At 52.6% G+C, this 16,557-nt stretch carries 13 protein-coding genes; 7 read left to right on the forward strand and 6 right to left on the reverse strand.

The features are described 5' to 3' along the window. Positions 1–356: 356 nt before the first annotated feature. From OEV49_12245 to OEV49_12260, 4 genes are all read left to right on the forward strand, one after another. A complete protein-coding gene (locus tag OEV49_12245) occupies positions 357–1,190 on the forward strand; it encodes a class I SAM-dependent methyltransferase (GenBank protein MDH3891846.1) in 834 nt (277 codons plus the stop codon). A gap of 36 nt (positions 1,191–1,226) precedes the next feature. Then, entirely contained in the window at positions 1,227–1,667 is a 441-nt protein-coding gene (locus OEV49_12250; GenBank protein ID MDH3891847.1) for an SRPBCC domain-containing protein, read from the forward strand. 345 nt (positions 1,668–2,012) lie between these two features. Next, a complete protein-coding gene (locus tag OEV49_12255) occupies positions 2,013–3,515 on the forward strand; it encodes a hypothetical protein (protein MDH3891848.1) in 1,503 nt (500 codons plus the stop codon). 422 nt (positions 3,516–3,937) lie between these two features. Further along, positions 3,938–4,495 carry a cold shock and DUF1294 domain-containing protein gene (locus OEV49_12260; GenBank protein ID MDH3891849.1) on the forward strand — a complete coding sequence of 186 codons (558 nt, stop codon included), beginning with the start codon at positions 3,938–3,940 and terminating at the stop codon, positions 4,493–4,495. 113 nt (positions 4,496–4,608) lie between these two features. Here the strand turns inward: OEV49_12260 and OEV49_12265 are convergent, their stop codons facing one another. Continuing rightward, positions 4,609–5,376 carry an aldo/keto reductase gene (locus OEV49_12265; GenBank protein ID MDH3891850.1) on the reverse strand — a complete coding sequence of 256 codons (768 nt, stop codon included), beginning with the start codon at positions 5,374–5,376 and terminating at the stop codon, positions 4,609–4,611. A 603-nt stretch (positions 5,377–5,979) separates the two neighbouring features. Here OEV49_12265 and OEV49_12270 point away from each other — a divergent pair. Then, on the forward strand, positions 5,980–8,631 hold the full coding sequence (locus OEV49_12270; protein ID MDH3891851.1) for a carbohydrate binding family 9 domain-containing protein: 2,652 nt from the start codon (positions 5,980–5,982) through the stop codon (positions 8,629–8,631). A gap of 109 nt (positions 8,632–8,740) precedes the next feature. Here OEV49_12270 and OEV49_12275 read toward each other — a convergent pair whose 3' ends face one another. From OEV49_12275 to OEV49_12295, 5 genes are all read right to left on the reverse strand, one after another. After that, the gene (locus OEV49_12275) at positions 8,741–9,820 is read right to left on the reverse strand and encodes an acyltransferase family protein (protein ID MDH3891852.1); all 1,080 of its coding nucleotides are present in this window, start codon (positions 9,818–9,820) and stop codon (positions 8,741–8,743) included. A 190-nt stretch (positions 9,821–10,010) separates the two neighbouring features. Next, positions 10,011–10,679, reverse strand: coding sequence for a nitroreductase family protein (locus OEV49_12280; GenBank protein MDH3891853.1), 669 nt, complete (start codon positions 10,677–10,679; stop codon positions 10,011–10,013). Positions 10,680–11,315: 636 nt separating this feature from the next. Beyond that, positions 11,316–12,203: a hypothetical protein gene (locus tag OEV49_12285; GenBank protein MDH3891854.1), complete on the reverse strand. Its 888-nt coding sequence runs from the start codon at positions 12,201–12,203 to the stop codon at positions 11,316–11,318. Positions 12,204–12,587: 384 nt separating this feature from the next. Then, positions 12,588–13,463: a phosphotransferase gene (locus tag OEV49_12290; GenBank protein ID MDH3891855.1), complete on the reverse strand. Its 876-nt coding sequence runs from the start codon at positions 13,461–13,463 to the stop codon at positions 12,588–12,590. Between the two features lie 195 nt (positions 13,464–13,658). Further along, positions 13,659–14,609 (reverse strand): hypothetical protein, encoded by a 951-nt coding sequence (locus OEV49_12295; GenBank protein ID MDH3891856.1) that lies wholly within the window; start codon positions 14,607–14,609, stop codon positions 13,659–13,661. A gap of 256 nt (positions 14,610–14,865) precedes the next feature. Here OEV49_12295 and OEV49_12300 point away from each other — a divergent pair, with 256 nt between their 5' ends. Together OEV49_12300 and OEV49_12305 are read left to right on the forward strand one after the other, a co-directional pair. Beyond that, on the forward strand, positions 14,866–15,630 hold the full coding sequence (locus OEV49_12300; protein MDH3891857.1) for a PorT family protein: 765 nt from the start codon (positions 14,866–14,868) through the stop codon (positions 15,628–15,630). A gap of 119 nt (positions 15,631–15,749) precedes the next feature. Then, positions 15,750–16,445: a hypothetical protein gene (locus tag OEV49_12305; protein MDH3891858.1), complete on the forward strand. Its 696-nt coding sequence runs from the start codon at positions 15,750–15,752 to the stop codon at positions 16,443–16,445. The last annotated feature ends 112 nt before the right edge of the window (positions 16,446–16,557 follow it).

Here is a 16,557-nt window from a genome sequence, read left to right on the forward strand (position 1 = left end):
AGGCGGTGATAATGACGGAGGATGCGCAGACCTTTGTTCTTTCACTTGATGACAGTTTGGTCTATTGGTGTTTGCGCGAGGTGGCGCCGACTTTTGCTGTTTTCAAACAAGGGAAGTACCATGACACCCTCTGGCTTTCATCCAGCCACCAATAAACAATACCGACAAAGAGACGCCGTAACACCCATGGTCGGATTGTTGCACCAGGGCTGACACCGTATGTTGTCCAAATGGTGACCGTTTCCGGCGTTGCGCCCTGGTAGAAAATGGAGTGGCCGTATCCATATTATTCTTGTCAAGCGGTCCATTATTGTGTTATCTTCACAGAAATGAAGGAAACCAACATGGAGCCTTATATGAACGAAGCAAAAGAGTTTAGTTTTGGCGATTCCTCCGTCGCACACGGCTACGACAGCAGGCTGGTACCGATTCTCTTCGTGCCCTGGGCGGATCGCCTGATCGAGGAAAACCAACCGTGGGCAGGCCGAAGCGTTCTGGACCTGGCCACAGGAACCGGTGTGGTGGCGCAACGACTTTCGGAACATGTAGGTCCCGACGGCGAAGTGTTCGGGGTGGACATCAACGGCGAGATGCTTTCCTTAGCTCAGAAACGATGCGCCGGTTCAACACCGGCTGTTGAGTTTATTGAATGTTCCGCCCATCCTTTGGAACTCACCAGCGACTCGCTTGACTTCGTCGTCTGTCAACAGGGGTTCCAGTTTTTTCCGGACCGAGGCGCCGCCGTTGGGGAAATCTACAGGGTCCTGCGTGGGGGGGGAGAAGTCGTCGCTACAACCTGGCGCCCGGTGGCGGAGTGTCAGTTTTTCGGAGCCATTTGCAGAGCGCTGGAGGACATCAGGGAGCCTGCGATAGCCGACATGATGCGTATACCCTTTGATGTCATGCCGGGATCGGAACTGCCCCCTCACTTCGAGTCGGCTGGATTCGTAAATGTGCAGCTTGACCGACAAGAGATGGATTTGGTTCTCGACGGCGGAATTGCCCAGGCGATAAAAGTATCTTACTCCACACCGATTGGACCGAAACTCAAGGAACTGCCCGATGAACGACAGAACCAATTCCGAGAGACGTTTACCGGTCTTCTAAATGAGCTGAGTCCGGATGGAATTACAATGGGGCGTATGGTGTCCAATGTGGTTACGGCTGAGAAGCCGACACAACGTTCCTAAGTGACGGCGTCTGTAACCAAACATCCCGGAGGAAGTATGAGAGTGAATGATGAACCAGTTGTGGTAGAACAGACGTTTAACGCGACCGTTGACACCGTGTGGAAAGCAATTACCGAGATCGACCTGATGCGGCAGTGGTACTTTGAGAATATCCCGGTCTTCAAAGCCGAAGTGGGTTTTGAAACTCAATTCAATGTCACGAGTGAAGGCAGAGATTTCCTGCATATTTGGAGAGTTACTGAAGTGGTGCCGTTGAAAAAGATAGCATACACTTGGAAGTACGATAATTACCAGGGAGATGCCTTCGTTGAATTCGAGTTGTTCGAACAGGAGAACTCTACTAAGCTAAGGCTGACAGTCAATGTGCTGGAGAGCTTTTCTGAGGATGTTCCTGAATTCACAAGAGAGAGCTGCATCGGCGGTTGGGAGTATTTTATTGGTCAACGCCTGAAGGAGTACCTGGAGCCGTCCAAGTGAATGGCGTGTGTCAAGATGTTCTGCATCTGAAATTCAATCATTCCCTAAGCCGGACATAAAGTTGTTCAAGTTCCGCGTTTGACTATCATGCCATCGTTGATGGTAACCTCTGCCATGTAACCCACCCATTCAGGCCGGGACGTCATCCGTCGATCTCAAGGATGAGTTTGCCATAAGCCAACGTGACACTCTTGCCGGTCATCTATCCACGTTCTATGAAAGTGTACAGCGATCAAAGGTTTTGGTTACGACCGAATTGACATTGCGTTGACGAGACTGTATACTTTGTCCAAGTAATACCAAAAGAACAGCCCTAAAACTGTGTTTCCCAGAGGAGGAGTAGCCATGGGATCGAATCGCAGAATCGCTTTGAGGGTGATCTTCACCTTTTGCGTCATCAGCATCGGGTATGGAACGGTACGTGGTGTCCATCAAAGCTCTGGTGCGCACGCGAAGCTGGACCAGAGCATACAAATCAGTAGTCCGGCGACGCTGGATACAGACAGGATGACTCTCACCGGGTATCCCGAGTTGCAGAAGAACGTCCAGCTGCAGCGTGGGACACCGAACTTGTTCCGACTGAGCGCTGAAACATTTGATATACTACCCGGTGGACACCTTAAGGTGGTTGGTTCTCGTCCACTTTTGATCCAAGCGAACTCCATCAGTATTGGTGGCATCCTTGATGCTTCGGGTCAAGCTGGCGCCCCCGGACTTGAGGGACAAGGATCTAGAGCAGGCGGCAACGGTGGAAATGGGATTAGTGGAGGCGCCGACGGTGGTGATGGGGGAGTCGACGGCCAAGGCGGAACGGGCGGTGACGGTTCTACAGACCCTTGCGGGGGAGGTGGCAGCGGTTCCTCCGGGGCCAAGCCGCCGGGAGCCACCGGAGTCGGCGGTGGCGGTGGCGGTGGCGGGGGTGGCGCTGGTGTCCTTGCGGACGGTGGAGACGGAGCCGGCGGAGACCTGAATGGAACAGGCGGCGGCGGCGGCGGTGGCGGCGGGTGGCTAAATAGTGGTAATTCCGGCGTCGCTTCTACCGGTGGTACAGGGGGAACGTATATCTGTCCCTGGGTCGTGGGTTCAGGTGGGGCTGGCGGAAACGGTGGATCCCCGATGGGAGGCTCCGGAAATCCCGGACATAACTTCCTCGTGGCTGGTGGAGGCGGCGGCGGTGGGGGTGGCGCCGGCGGATGCGGGAATACGGATGGTGGCAATGGCGGAAGTGGCGGTTCAGGCTGGCCGTATGGATACGCAAGCGGCGGTGGTGGCGGCGGCGGAGGTGGCTATAAGAATAGTTGTTCTAAGGCGTCGACTCCATTCGGGAATGGATTTGCCGGTAACGGTGGCAACGGCACCGGTGCGGGATTTCAAGATGGAAAAGTGAGCGGGAGTAGCGGCGGCGGCGGTGGCGGCGGAAGCGACGCTGGTGTCGGCGGCGGTGGTGGTGGTGGCGGCGGTGTTGTCTTCTTGGTCGCACCAAACGAGATATCGATCGAAGGTCAGGGAATGATCCTGGCCAATGGTGGCGAGGGCGGACAAGGAATCGAGAACGCTGGATCAGGTGGGTCCGGCGGCGGCGGTCTGATTTGCCTTGTCGGTGGCGTGACCAGTAATGTCAGGCCAGGTGTAAACGTCCAGTGTGAATCGCCTTGTTTGGAAGACTATGCCCAGGGGCAAGTAGTAGTCGGGACATTTGGTGAATTGGCTCTGCCGCGAGATTGTGATGGCTGCAATTCAGGTGTGCCGCTGGTACCCTCACTCTCTGTCTGGAGCTTCGTTACCCTGATTCTCGTGTTGTCCATCCTGGCTATTATGTTCATGAGGAGGCGTTGCGTGATCGGTTAGTCCGGCCAACCCGACGACCGTCAGGCGAGTCGCCTGACAGCACCAACACTGCGACGCAGGTCACCTGACGGCTTCTGGAGTTTGTCAACCCGCCCCGCCCCGGCGGGGCACGTTGAAGAAGTCCCGCTTGGCGTCATTGCGAGCGATCCCCGTCGCAGGCGGGGCGGAGAAGCGCGGCAATCTCATACCGTGTGCCGCCCAACGAATTGAGATTGCCACGGTACGTCCGCCGCGGCGGACACCTCGCAATGACGAGTCCGTGGGTTTATCAACAAGCCCGGCGGGGTTGGGCCACCCAGTTCCGGTGATTGTGTTTAGACCCTCAGAAAAGGACTTATAATGGCCGAAAAAGATGCTTCAGCGGACGTGGGAGCGGTGCATCGCCACGCTAGTTCGTTCACCATCAGTAGAGCGATTCGGAGATGAAGGGCGTTGTTGTCTATTTCAATGATGAAGAAGAGTACGGGTTCATACGCTCGAAGGACCTTGACAGGGATGCTCATGTCCATATCAACTCGATACGAGGCAAGTTGCCTCTTTCCGTCGGGCAGAGTGTTGAATTCGAGGTTGAATGGAAGGACAAAGGACCATCTGCCTACAATGTGGTTCCCGGAAGGCATCAGATATCTCCCGTCTTGCTGTACGCCGGCATTGCATCACTGACCATCCTGATCGCTACGGTAGGGCTGACTTTCCGCGGTTGGAGCGAACTACTTGCGTACTTGCTGTCGATCAATGTTGTCACATTCATACTGTACGGTTATGACAAATATATCGCCGGTAGGGCCGGTCTCAGAGTTCCGGAGATCGTTCTGTATTTACTCGCATTCCTTGGAGGTAGCCCAGCAGTACTTGCCGGGCAGAGGATATTTCGACACAAAACTATTAAGCGATCTTTTCAGTTTGTTTACTGGACTATAGTCGTACTCCAGGTAGCTGTTCTCATCTATAGTTTAACAAGAGGAGTCTCGAACCAATAGATACACTGATCACGAGGTGCGCGGCTCACGGACTGTTTGGGATGATTGCCGGGTGCGCCAGAACTCGCCCCGGGATAGTAGACATTCTGATAGCGTCCTGAAGATTCTCTTCTCTACTCCTTCCCGTAGATGTGCTTGCCGATGCGTCGGACGCGGTCCATGTCCTCGTCGTTAAGGGGCCCTGCGTTTAGCACCTTGAGGTTGTCCTCCATCTGCGCTGCGGTGGAGGGGCCGGTGACACAGACGTTCACGTCGGGATGGGAGAGAACGAAGCGGTAGCAGTCGGCAGCGGTCAACGGGTGATGGCCGGCCGGCATGAGTTTGGGTTTGAGCAGCTTGCGCCAGCAGGTGGCGGTGAAGATCACGATCCCCGGACGGTCTTCCCGTGGCAGGTGTGGAAAGACATCATGCTCGGCCCCTGTGTGCACGGCGTTATAGCGAACGTGAAAAAAGTCCGCCGGTGCCTTCGCCTCTCCGCTGGCGACCCTGCCGAAGAGAGGCCGCTTGTGGCTGGACATGCCCACGAAGCGTACTTTGCCGTTGTCTCTGAGTCGGTCTACTCGGTCGGTGAGCCTTTGGCTCAGGGGCGGTCGCAGGTCTTGTAACAGTAGATCAACCCAGTCGAGTTTGAGCTTCTTCAACCAGCGCTCGACGAAGCTCTCCAGACGGAGCCCCCCGAAACCGCCGAGATACGGCCGAGCCAGCACGATACACAGCTCATCACGATGGCTGGCGGACAGGTTGCGGGTGGCCTCCACCATGTTGCTCAGGTTGAGCATGGGGGAAACGTAGAAGTAGTTGACGCCGTACTCGTGAAACGCCTTCTCGATGGCGGCGGCGGGTACGCCATAGCCTGAGGCTAACCCGATCCGGCTGACCATCAGTCCTGTCCTGCCTAAGGGAACTCGCTGTTTGAAGTCCATTGGCGTCCTTTCGTTCGTCATGTCGGGTGCCTCAGGGCTTGTCCTGGGTTTGGATGAATACCTGAGTTGAACAAATATGTACTCATATCCCACTCCTGTCTATCGAAATATTATCAATTGTGATTTTTCACGGAGATTATCCGCATGAGGATTGTTGACAAGGTCTCTATGTTGGATTGAGGTGGGTCTTGCATACTCTAGCCAGCGGATTCGTGAGACGCGCCACCCATGTCCGACTACAGGCGCTGTCAAGCGACTCGCCTGACGGCTTTTTAGTAGCAATGCAGGTGTCGGGCGAGGTGGCCCAACACCACCTGTATCGCGTGTTGGGTCACAACCCCCGCATTCTGCGGGGCCCAAGACCCGACACAACTTAAGAACGACGACAGGTGGAGCTTCTTCAACATTCCCCAACTGAACGGGCCACCGGTGAAACTACAAAAAGGAAATTGCCGTAGTACCAACTATTGATTAGATTTCAACACTTTTTGACCAGGTTGTCTGAAGATGTACACTCGATAGGTTGTGGATGCCAATTGTCACTGAATCTCCGGAGTTCCAATGAAAGTTCGTTCACTCACTCGCCTGCTTGTCACAGTCATGTTTGTCGTGGTAGCTGTTTCTTCCGCTGGGGCCCAGGACAAACAAACTACATCACAAAAAAAGCGAAAAGAAATGACCGCCGTTCGTGTGCCGAACGGGTCGATTGATATTGACGGTCGTTTGGATGATGCTGCCTGGAAGCAGGCCAAGTTTGTTGCCGATTTTTTGCAGGTGCTTCCCGTTGAGTATGGTGAGCCGTCCAACGCTACCGAAGTGGCTATCGTTTATGATGACGAGGCAGTGTACATCGGAGCCAGGATGTATGTTGACGATCCTGAGAATCTCAGAAAGGACCTCTCGCGCCGAGATGATCGCGGGTTGGGGGAACAGATAATCATCACACTCGATACATACCTTGACCGGCGGACATCATACGGCTTTGGCGTGACAACCGCCGGAGTGCGGTTTGATCGGTACAGTTCGGACGATACTCAGCACTCGGATTTTTCGTGGGACGCGGTCTGGGAGGTGCGGACATCGGTTGACGACAAAAGCTGGCTTGCCGAATTCAGGATACCAATATCGCAATTGCGGTTTAACAATACCGATGTGCAGACATGGGGGATCAATATCAACCGCTGGATTCCATATACTACGGAGGATGTTTTCTGGGTGCCGGTTCTGCCCAGTGAGACTGGGTGGGCTTCTCGTTTTGGTAATCTGGTTGGAATCGAGGGTATAAAACCTTCCCGTCGGTTGGAACTCATGCCGTATGCGGCTTCCGATGGACAATTCACGAACAACTATTCTCCCGGTGATCCGTATGACGACGGCTCGGTATTTAAGGGTCGACTCGGTGGTGATCTCAAAATGGGTCTGGGTCCGAACCTCACTCTTGACGCTACTTTTAATCCCGATTTTGGGCAGGTTGAAGCTGACCCGGCAGTGGTGAATCTTTCGGCGTATGAGACCTTCTTTGCAGAAAAAAGGCCGTTCTTTACCGAAGGAAGCGATCTGTTTTCTGCAATCGGTCCGAACTGGTTTTATTCCCGAAGGATAGGCGCCCGCCCGCACGGAGAAGCGGATGGCGATTTTGTGAAGTATCCCAGTAATACGACCATTCTGGGTGCGGCCAAAGTGACCGGGCGGCTTAAGTCCGGAACTTCTATTGGCGGTTTGATTGCTGTGACGGATGCAGAAGAAGCGGAAGTGCACAATTTGTATAGTGAAGATACCACTTATAATGTGGATTCGACAATTGCAGGTATCGACACCAGCTTTGCGGAAACTCACTCAACCAAAGTCGAGCCAAGAACAATCCATGGCGTGATCAGAGTCAAGAAGGACCTTGGTGAAGGCGGTTCTACAGCCGGGTTGATTTTGACCGGCCTGGCTCGTGATATGGACGATGCCGATCCACTGGCTGAGCTTTTGACCAAACAGGCATTTTCGGGGGGGCTTGACTGGCTACTACAGTTTAAGGACCGAACCTATGCTCTCTATGGCAACGCCGGGTTTAGTACAATCCGCGGATCTAAGAACGCGATCCTGGGCAGGCAGTTGAACAGCGCTCATTATTTTCAGCGGCCGGACGCAGATCATGTCGAAGTTGGCTATGATCGAGAGTCCCTTACCGGTTCAATCTTCAGTCTTGGATTCGAGAAGAACGGAGGTGAGCATTGGCTGTGGGAAATCGGTGCAGCAGTCGAGTCGCCCGATCTCGACTTGAATGATGCCGGTATTCTGAATGCTGCCGATGATATAGACTCGTGGGCGGAACTTACCTACCGGGAGACGCGGCCGGGTAAGTATTTCAGAAACTACCGAATCGAACTGAATGGAAACAGTGGATGGAACTTTGACAAGGTCAGGCAATGGTCCAGCCTGCGTGCATCTTTTAACGGCCAATGGCTCAACTACTGGATGACCGAAGCATCGTACAGTTATAATTTCGGTGGCCTGGATGACGCCATGACTCGCGGCGGTCCCCTGGCCGGTTCCCCCGACAGTTGGTCGTTGTCTGGTTTTGTTGCCAACAACTTCAACGCCGTGACCACTTATAATATCAACGGCTGGTACGCGCGCAATGAACTGGGTGGATATGGTTGGAGAGTAGGCGGTCAACTGTCGTCGCGGATAGGTGATCGGATAAGGCTATCAATGTCGCCCTCCTACGAAGTAGTCGACTCCAAAAGGCAGTTTATCGGAACGGCGTGGAACAACTTGAACAGTCAGACCGACTATGTGTTTTCCAATCTGAAGCAAAGTCAACTGGTCATGCATGTGCGCGGCAGCTATTTCTTTGGTCCCAATCTGTCCCTTGAACTTTACGCCCAGCCGTTTGCCTCAAGTGGACATTACTACAACTATGGCACTCTCAGAGAGCCGGGCAGCAAGTATCTTGACTCCCGGAATCCGTCTGATGACAACGATCCTTATGATGCCTTCCCGACCGATGATGATTATGGCGGTCGTTCGTTCAGAAGCAGTATGGTTTTGCGCTGGGAGTTTTCACCGGGAAGCACCGCCTATTTTGTCTGGCAGAGAAGTATGACCGATAGTATCGATCCCGGTCGGTTGGTTCGCGCCGGGTCGCTCTTTGATGGTTTTTCCGGCGACGGAGTTGACATGGTGGCGGTCAAGATTTCTTACTGGATACCAATGTCGTAGAGACCGGGGTGCACGGTTTGCGGGTGCCCCAGGGCTTGCCCTGGGATTAGATGAAGCCCCCGAGCCAGACAAAAAGCTGTCCATAGTCTTCGCCTGACTATCATATACCTCATCCTCCGCTCAGCTTCATGCCGAACAGGGGTCGGATCCACTTCAATCTGCGGAGGATGAACTCGTAAACCAACAGGCAAACGCCGAAAGTTCCTATCAGCAGAATTCCCAGTTTCAGAATTGCCGGCAGAGAAAGCGGGACGAGATAGTACGAGATGGCATACTGTATGGGGAAATGGATTATATAAACAGGGTAGACAGCCTTGCTGAAATAGGTGAGTGTGTTGGACGGCTTGTTGAGGTATGCCGAAGCAAACCCGAGAAGAGCTAGCATCCAGCACATAGACTCGAAAGCGACCAGGTAACTGGGAACGCCTTCGAACGTGTATGCAAACAGCCGGATCCCGAAAACGACTGAAGCCATCACCAGGCTGCTCCAGCGAGTCCTCTTCACCGCTGACCAGAAGACATCCCCCAGCGACACGAAAGCGTATCCCGTAACGAAGCAAACTGCGCCTAGGAAGTGTCCGTGGGGTGTTGGGTAGAGGGCAAAGTGCTCAGGATTCAGTATCCATGCCTCCAGCATGAGAGGGAGAGCAGCAGCGTAGATCATCCATGGCCTTCGGAGCCATCTCGACATAAAGCGAAGTATGACGTTATCCGGATACTCCTTCAGAGCCCACTGAATCCCTATGAAATATGTAACGTAACAGAGAATGTTTATTAGAAACCACAGATGCCCGGCGTTGGGCTCGTAGCCGGTCTCCATATCGTAGTAGCTTCGCAGTACATAAGTGGTGATAGGGCAGATGAAGAAGATGCCAAAGATAAGGGGAATCGCGATCCTAACAGATCGATCCACAAGAAACTGCCACCAACTGCGGCGCTCCATGGCAAAACGAGCACCCATGCCGGAGACCATGAAGAGAATCGGAATGCGCCACACGTTGAGCATGGACATGGGGACCCAAAGCCATGTCAGTGTTTGGTCGTTCTGGATAAAGTTGATACTCTTCGCCCAGGGTTGGAAACTGATTACAATATGATAGACAATGAGCAAACCCAAAGCCACGGTCCGGAGCCAGTCTATGTCGTACCGTCGCTGGGGAGAAATGTTGGTTGTGTTGTCGTGATGCAACTGCTGATCCTTTGTCGCCGCCGGCCTTAATCTTCTATCCAAGAATGTTCTGTTGATAAAAAGAAGTCAATCCACTCCTTATTGCAACCTAAACTCATGCGAGTATGCCCCAGGGTTTGCCCTCAGATCCGAGGAGTCGCCAAGCTGGTCAAAGAGTTCTCTTTGTTCCACTCATGTTTATGTATTCATCTCAGACAAAAGTAGCTATATCGTCCAGCGGTTTCTTGCCGATGTCCGGAACGGTGGCGCCATCTTTGGGATAGCCGGCCACGACCATCAGGAAAGGTGTCTCGGTTTCGGGGCGGCCAAGCAGGTCCCTGAGAAAGGCCATCGGGCTGGGAGTGTGGGTGAGAGTAGCCAGGCCCGCGTTGTGCAGCGCCGTAATCAGAATCCCGGTAGCAATTCCCACCGAAGGTGTCTGGTAGTAGTTCCTGACCTTGTTTCCCTCTTTGTCAAAAGTATGACGGACGCTGAATACAACGATCAGATAAGGCGCGTCTTCGATATACGATTTATCGTCATCGGTGCCAAGCGGCGCCAGGGCATCAAGCCAGGACTGGGGGGCACGGCGAGTGTAGAAGTCTTTCTCGACAATTTCTGCAGCTTCACGAATCTCTTTCTTCATCTCAGGAGTCGACACGATGACAAAATGCCACGGCTGCATATTGGCGCCACTGGGCGCAGTTCCAGCGGCACGGACAGAGTTTTCGATGATCTCCCGCGGTACGGCTCGACCAGAAAACTGTCTGACTGTGCGGCGTCTTTTTACGTTCTCGTAAAACTCTTGGGAGCGGCTAAGCATCTCATCTTCGGGGTACTCGATATATTCACTCAGCGGCACGAACGGGTATTTCTTCATACGAATTCCTATGAGTGTTCTTTTGGTTTAAGAAAGGTCAATGCACCCGGTAAATCAATGGTGGAGTTACGAGGATCAAACAGGCGCGGCTTGGTTAACGCTCATATTCACGTTGTGGTAGTGGGAGTTTCTCCACGTGCTGTTTCGGTGCTTACCAAACCAACTGTGGTGAAACGCAGTAGACTAGCGGTCAGATGCAACGCACTGGTAGGTTTCGTTACTGTGTTCCGAAGGCACACGACACATTCCTTCGAGTGCACTTTTTCGACATATCTATGGACCAGTGGGGTCGTCGGGAATGGTAGCCTCGGTGCCAGCGGGTTTGGGAGTAGGAGTGCCCGTGGCCACAGTGGTTTGTTCCCCGGCCGCCGTCAACGTGCGGCTGATCTTGCTGCTCTTTCTGAAGTACCAATAAGAGCCAGCACCACAAATCAGGCTAACCGCTGCAAGAATGTACCTTATCCAGTCTGCGTCCATAATTATTATTCCCGGTCAGGTGTCATTTTTTCGGGACCACTTTGAACTGGTCTTAACATAGTTATCGGCATACCTCTGAACTAATTCACGGTTGAGTTTTCCGGATGTTCACAGTATTCAACCACACTCTGAATTGTCCACTGTCTAATAATCAGCTAGTCAAGCCCGAGCCAGGACTAGGTTGAGTTTGCGTTCGAGCCTCCGGAAAGTTCTCCAGCCAAGGTAGAGGCCGAGAATTGAAGCCAGCGCTCCAACCACTTGTACAACATCACGAAACATGTCTCCGGTGTCTTTCCACGGAAACGGATCAGGGGGAGGCGGTGGCGTAGGCGGTTCACCTTCCTGCCTAAACCCCGCGATTGTCTTTTTCAGATTTGCCAAGTCAGTTTTGTCCAAGGGAAATTCCGTGTAGCAAGCATAATGGTTCGAGTCCGTGTTGACGAGCGTGTCTTTGGGGAAACCAACAGTGATTACAAACCACTCACCGCCATCCGGTAGATTCTCTAGCTGACGGAAGGCCTCTGATACTGGTGGCATCTTTTTCCATAACGACTCCTCAGCACCAATGTCAGCTATTCCATCGCTTATCAGCATAAGTACATTCTTCTTATCCAGGTTTGTTTTGCTCCGAGGTAAAAAGCCATCTACGATTGCACAGTAGGTAGCGCACCTGAAGATCGTATATTTGGAGAGGTCGCCAAAGATTCTTCTTTCTTGTCTGTCGTCAAGAATTCGATCCACACTGTCCTTGAGGTCAGCATACAAGGTCGTCTCGTACCCCTCATACATAATCTCGCTAGATAGAACCTTTAGTGGATACATCCCAAAGACGGCAACAAACACATAATCTCCCTTTTTGAGTGGAAGATACATCGTCGGTTTTACAGCTTGATCCAAATAGTCCTCTACGCCGTATTCAGTAATTGTCTCGGACACATCGATAAGCACGTAAACGGCAATCGTGTCAGTTTCCTTGGAGAAGGTGCCTGTGGAGCATAGAAGTACCAGCAAACACATGGCCAAAACTATATTGAACCCTTTTCTCAACTACAACACCCCTGCAAAAAGTGTTAAAATCCGATTCTTGACTGCATCATAAGCTTTTCTCCCCGGTGTGTCAAGCGATTCATAGACACTACAGTGTATCTTAATGTGCGTAAATCGGAGGAACACCAATGTTCGTCGGACGCGGGTGGTGTTGGGCGACCCCACCCGACACCTGCCATCCGACCCACTGGCTGTCGGGCGAGTCACCTGACAGCACCTGCGGCGCAGAGGCTTTGTCAGCAGGCCGCTGGGGTTGGATGTACCATTGCACTAAACGAATATCCGTCCTTGTCTCGCATCTGTCTATCATGTCATTGTGATTCGTAAAACTTGTCTGGTGACCCACCAAGCACAAGCGGGGGTGGGCCAGTGACCGATCAGACGCTATGAACGCAGGTCTCTGGCGCAGCCCAGGTGGGCAGCGAACCAGAAGTTCTCTCCCAACTCAAGGCCCAATAACACCCAGTGTAATTCGATCGACTGTGCGTAAAACCTCGCTCTCGGCAAATACTCTTCCAGGCTGGGATAAGAGTTTTTCATCTTGCTTACGAAACTCTCGCCGTAACTGTTTATCAAGGTGCCTAAATCTGAGGCCGGGTCCCCAATTCCGGCGACGCCGAAATCGATCACGCCCGTCACCTTGCAGCTTTGACTGTCTATCAGAATGTGGTATGGTCTAAGATCGCCGTGAATCAAACTCGGGTTGTACTCGAACGACTGAGGATTCTCAAGCATACTGTTGAGCAGATGTTCGGCCCAGTTCACCTGGTGTTTCCAGAGCAGCGGGTAGACTGTTTCTTTCACTCTGCTGTGAATATCCAGCCATCTCTGGCGGGTTACCGGCGCCAGCGTGGGTGGCGGTTTCTCTTTTGCCCCAGAAATATCAATGGTATGCAGGCTGAAAAGGAACTTACCCAGTTCTTCTGAGATTTGCTTCTTGGTGCTCTCCTTCAAAGCCATGATTCTCTCTTGTAAAAGCGGCTCACCATCGAGGAAGGGGTAGACAACACACTCTTCATCATGGTATAGGGGTGTTGGGACATTCACTGAGACATGGGACCGAATAAGGTCGAGGATTCTCGATTCGACTTTCAGAGTTTTGGCATATTCCTTTTTCTTGGCAAATCTAAAGACGTACAATCCATTGACGATTACGACATCGTTCACCAATCCATCGTTGTTTATCTCAAACCGTTCGACTTCCAGGTCCGGCATGATACTCCGGACCCGTTGTTGGAGAATCTCCGATCTGTTTGACAATTCGTTCTCCTTTGTAACCGTTCAGTGGGCTCGAATCGAATGGTGCGGGTGGCCCGGGCCAAACAGAAAGTAATCCCAGTCCCGCACCCGTAAATCATGCCATCATGTTTCGTAACTCTTGCCCGGAGACCCGCTCCGCCGCAAGCAGATGGACCACCCGTCTGCTGTCGCTCACCTATCCCGGCCGCAGCAGTTTTATTGGGGGCCGTAGTGAACGATGGTGCCATCGGAGCCGACCGCGAAGACATCGTCTCCGGCACTACCCCAAACGCTGTGAAGAACTCCCGAGGTACCAGTGCTCATGGAGCTCCACTTGGTTCCGTCATAGTGGAAAATAGTACCTCCAAACCCGACTGCGAAAACATCCTCACCGGAAGTTCCCCATATATCCATAAGATATCCGGTGGACAGCTTGCCCCATTCGTTTCGGATAGTGTACCCATTGTAGTGAAGAACACTGCCACTGGTCGTTGTGACAAAAACGTCGTTCCACTTGGCGCCCCAAACGCCCATGCTCCTGTCAATCCCACTTATTCCTGTCCATTGCTCGCCGTCGTAGTGACGAACGCCGGACCACCCGGCCGCGAAAACAGTGAGTAACGACTGAGACACGGACGGGTGGACATAATCTCGCGAGCTCCAAACCGCGTACAGGTTTTGGGTCGTTTCACTTGTAATCCGACTCCAACCATGTCCATCGAAATGCAGAACGGTGCCGCCGTTGCCGACTGCGTAAACACTGGAAGCCGAGGTGCCGTGGACATCGGCAAGATTCATTGATACTCCGCTGGCCATGGTTGTCCACTCCGTGCCGTCGTAATGAAGTATAATGTTGCCGGGTCCCACGGCGAAAATATTACTGCCGGAACTACCCCATATACTCTCAAGGGCTATTGTCGTTCCGCTATTCATTTCGGACCAGGTCACGCCGTCATAGTGGAGAATTGTGCCACCGTCACCCACCGCATAAACATTGTGCGCCGACGTTCCCCAGACTCCGTTCAGGGAGTTGGTTGACCCTGACACTTGCCGTTTCCACGCGCCCTGGACCGGTTCCGTGGGATTATCGTTGCAGGAAACCACCGTTATCAACAAAACAACCGGCAAAAGAAGCAACGTCGAAAGCTTGAAACTTTTGGATGTCACAGGAAGCTCCATTTTTAGCGATGCGGCGTATCTCTTAGAGGTTAAGCATAGATGTCAGAAATGTCCTTGTCCATCGTATCTTCATGGTCAAGTTACGAAATGAACATAACGAAATCAAGGTAAGCTTTGATTGAGGAGAAGGTCTGTTATCGAAAAGCATATAGACATAGCTGTAACCGGTTTTTTGATTTTTCGCCTTTTCTTCTGCCACATGATTTTGTATTCTAACAGTCAAGCAAAGGTGGAGAGATTAGTCTTGAAGTCGAACAAGACAGCGAGAGTTTGCACAGTTACGCGTTCCTTCAACACCCTGTTGGTATTGATGACAACCGTGCTGTTTACGATTGTCCCCTTACATGCAAAAACGATGATCGACAAAGGCGTAAAGGCGGGTATCAACTTCTCCAATATGTCCGGACACATTGGTCGGGGAGCCGACGCGAGTCCGAAGGTGGGAACTCTCTTCGGAGGTTTCTTGACCCTGCACCTCCACCAAAAACTGGCCATTCAGGCGGAACTGCTGGTCAGCACCAAGGGCTTTCGCAGAGAAGTAGGCATGCAGGTTTTCGGCGGAAGAATTGATTTTATCGAAACGGCCAAACTGACCTACCTGGAAATCCCGATACTCCTGCAGTTGCCTTTTCCCGGTAATAAGGCTGTTCGGCCGAGCCTGTTCGTCGGCCCATCGCTGGGCATTGGTCTCACCGGCAGGAACCAAGGCAGCTATACCGTATCGGGCAACACATCATTGAGTAGCGGCTCATTCGACGGCCACCTCGGCAATCTGAAGAGACTGGATTTCTCAATAGTTGTAGGCGGCGCCCTCGGTTTTGGCGCCCGGCGTTTTACGATAGATGTCCGGTATGCCGCCGGCCTCAACGGCGTGCTGGGGACAACCGGCGAGATGTACTCAGTCCCACGAGGCGAGATTCCGCTTTTTGACCTGGAGAAAGAGCAAGCGTTAGACCTGCGGAATAACACGTTTTCGATTTCGGTAGGACTTCCGCTCGGAAGACGGTAGCAGGAGGTGTCGACCGGTGGCTTGGCACTTTTGTTTACTATCCTCCTCTGTGATTCGAACCGACAACCCGTTGTGCGAACCCTGACTCCGGAAGCACAGATCGTTTGAAAGGAAGCTCCATGACAGTTCGTCTTATGTGCACTATGGTCCTCGGTATCTGTCTTGTATGTATGGGAGGTTGTGCCACCAAAGTGAACATTTTCCCCGAGGAGATCAATGCAAGTCAGGAGAAGACGTTTGTTATGGCGGTCGTTCCTGCAAAAATCGCCGGTGTTACGCTTTCTCCACCTGATTCGTCGGTCGGTGATAACCAGGAGTCAACACCGGATTCCAGCCTTGCAGAAAAAGCGGCACCGCAGGTAATAGCTTTCGACAGTCTGGGCGGGAGCCTGGATTCGAAGAGGAGAATCGTGACAGGGGTTGCCCGGGAAAGCACGTACATTGAAGTAGCCTTCGAAGACATTCTCTTCGTTCAGGTGAATGGGGTTGACCTGGCGGCACGATACGCGTCCCCAGAGGATCTGGTAGTGTCCAGAGATAACGCAATGGAGATGCCGCAGAACCGGATCGACCCTGTTACATCGGCTTACTGGGACGTGGTACATTTCGATAAGCATGGGGGGAAATATGATCCATCAAAAGAACTGCTGGCAGGCACTTCGAAGAGAGGGAGACCGGTTGAGATAGAATTAGATCAGGTACACCATCTTCAGTTCAACATATATGATCTATATAAGAACATGCGCGTTGGTGTGGGTCTAACCGGTCTCGTTGTTTTCTTTCTGGGGGCAAAGAACGTATTTGGCCCCAGGTAGGAACCCGGCCGGGTCTCTCAGGGCATGTGCGGGATTCCATATAACAGTATGGGTGGGCAGGTGAGCATCCATCTCCGGTGAGACCGAATGGTCTTCAATCCCCAGTTCGATG

This window comes from Candidatus Zixiibacteriota bacterium (assembly GCA_029860345.1).
GTDB lineage: Bacteria > Zixibacteria > MSB-5A5 > GN15 > FEB-12 > JAJRTA01.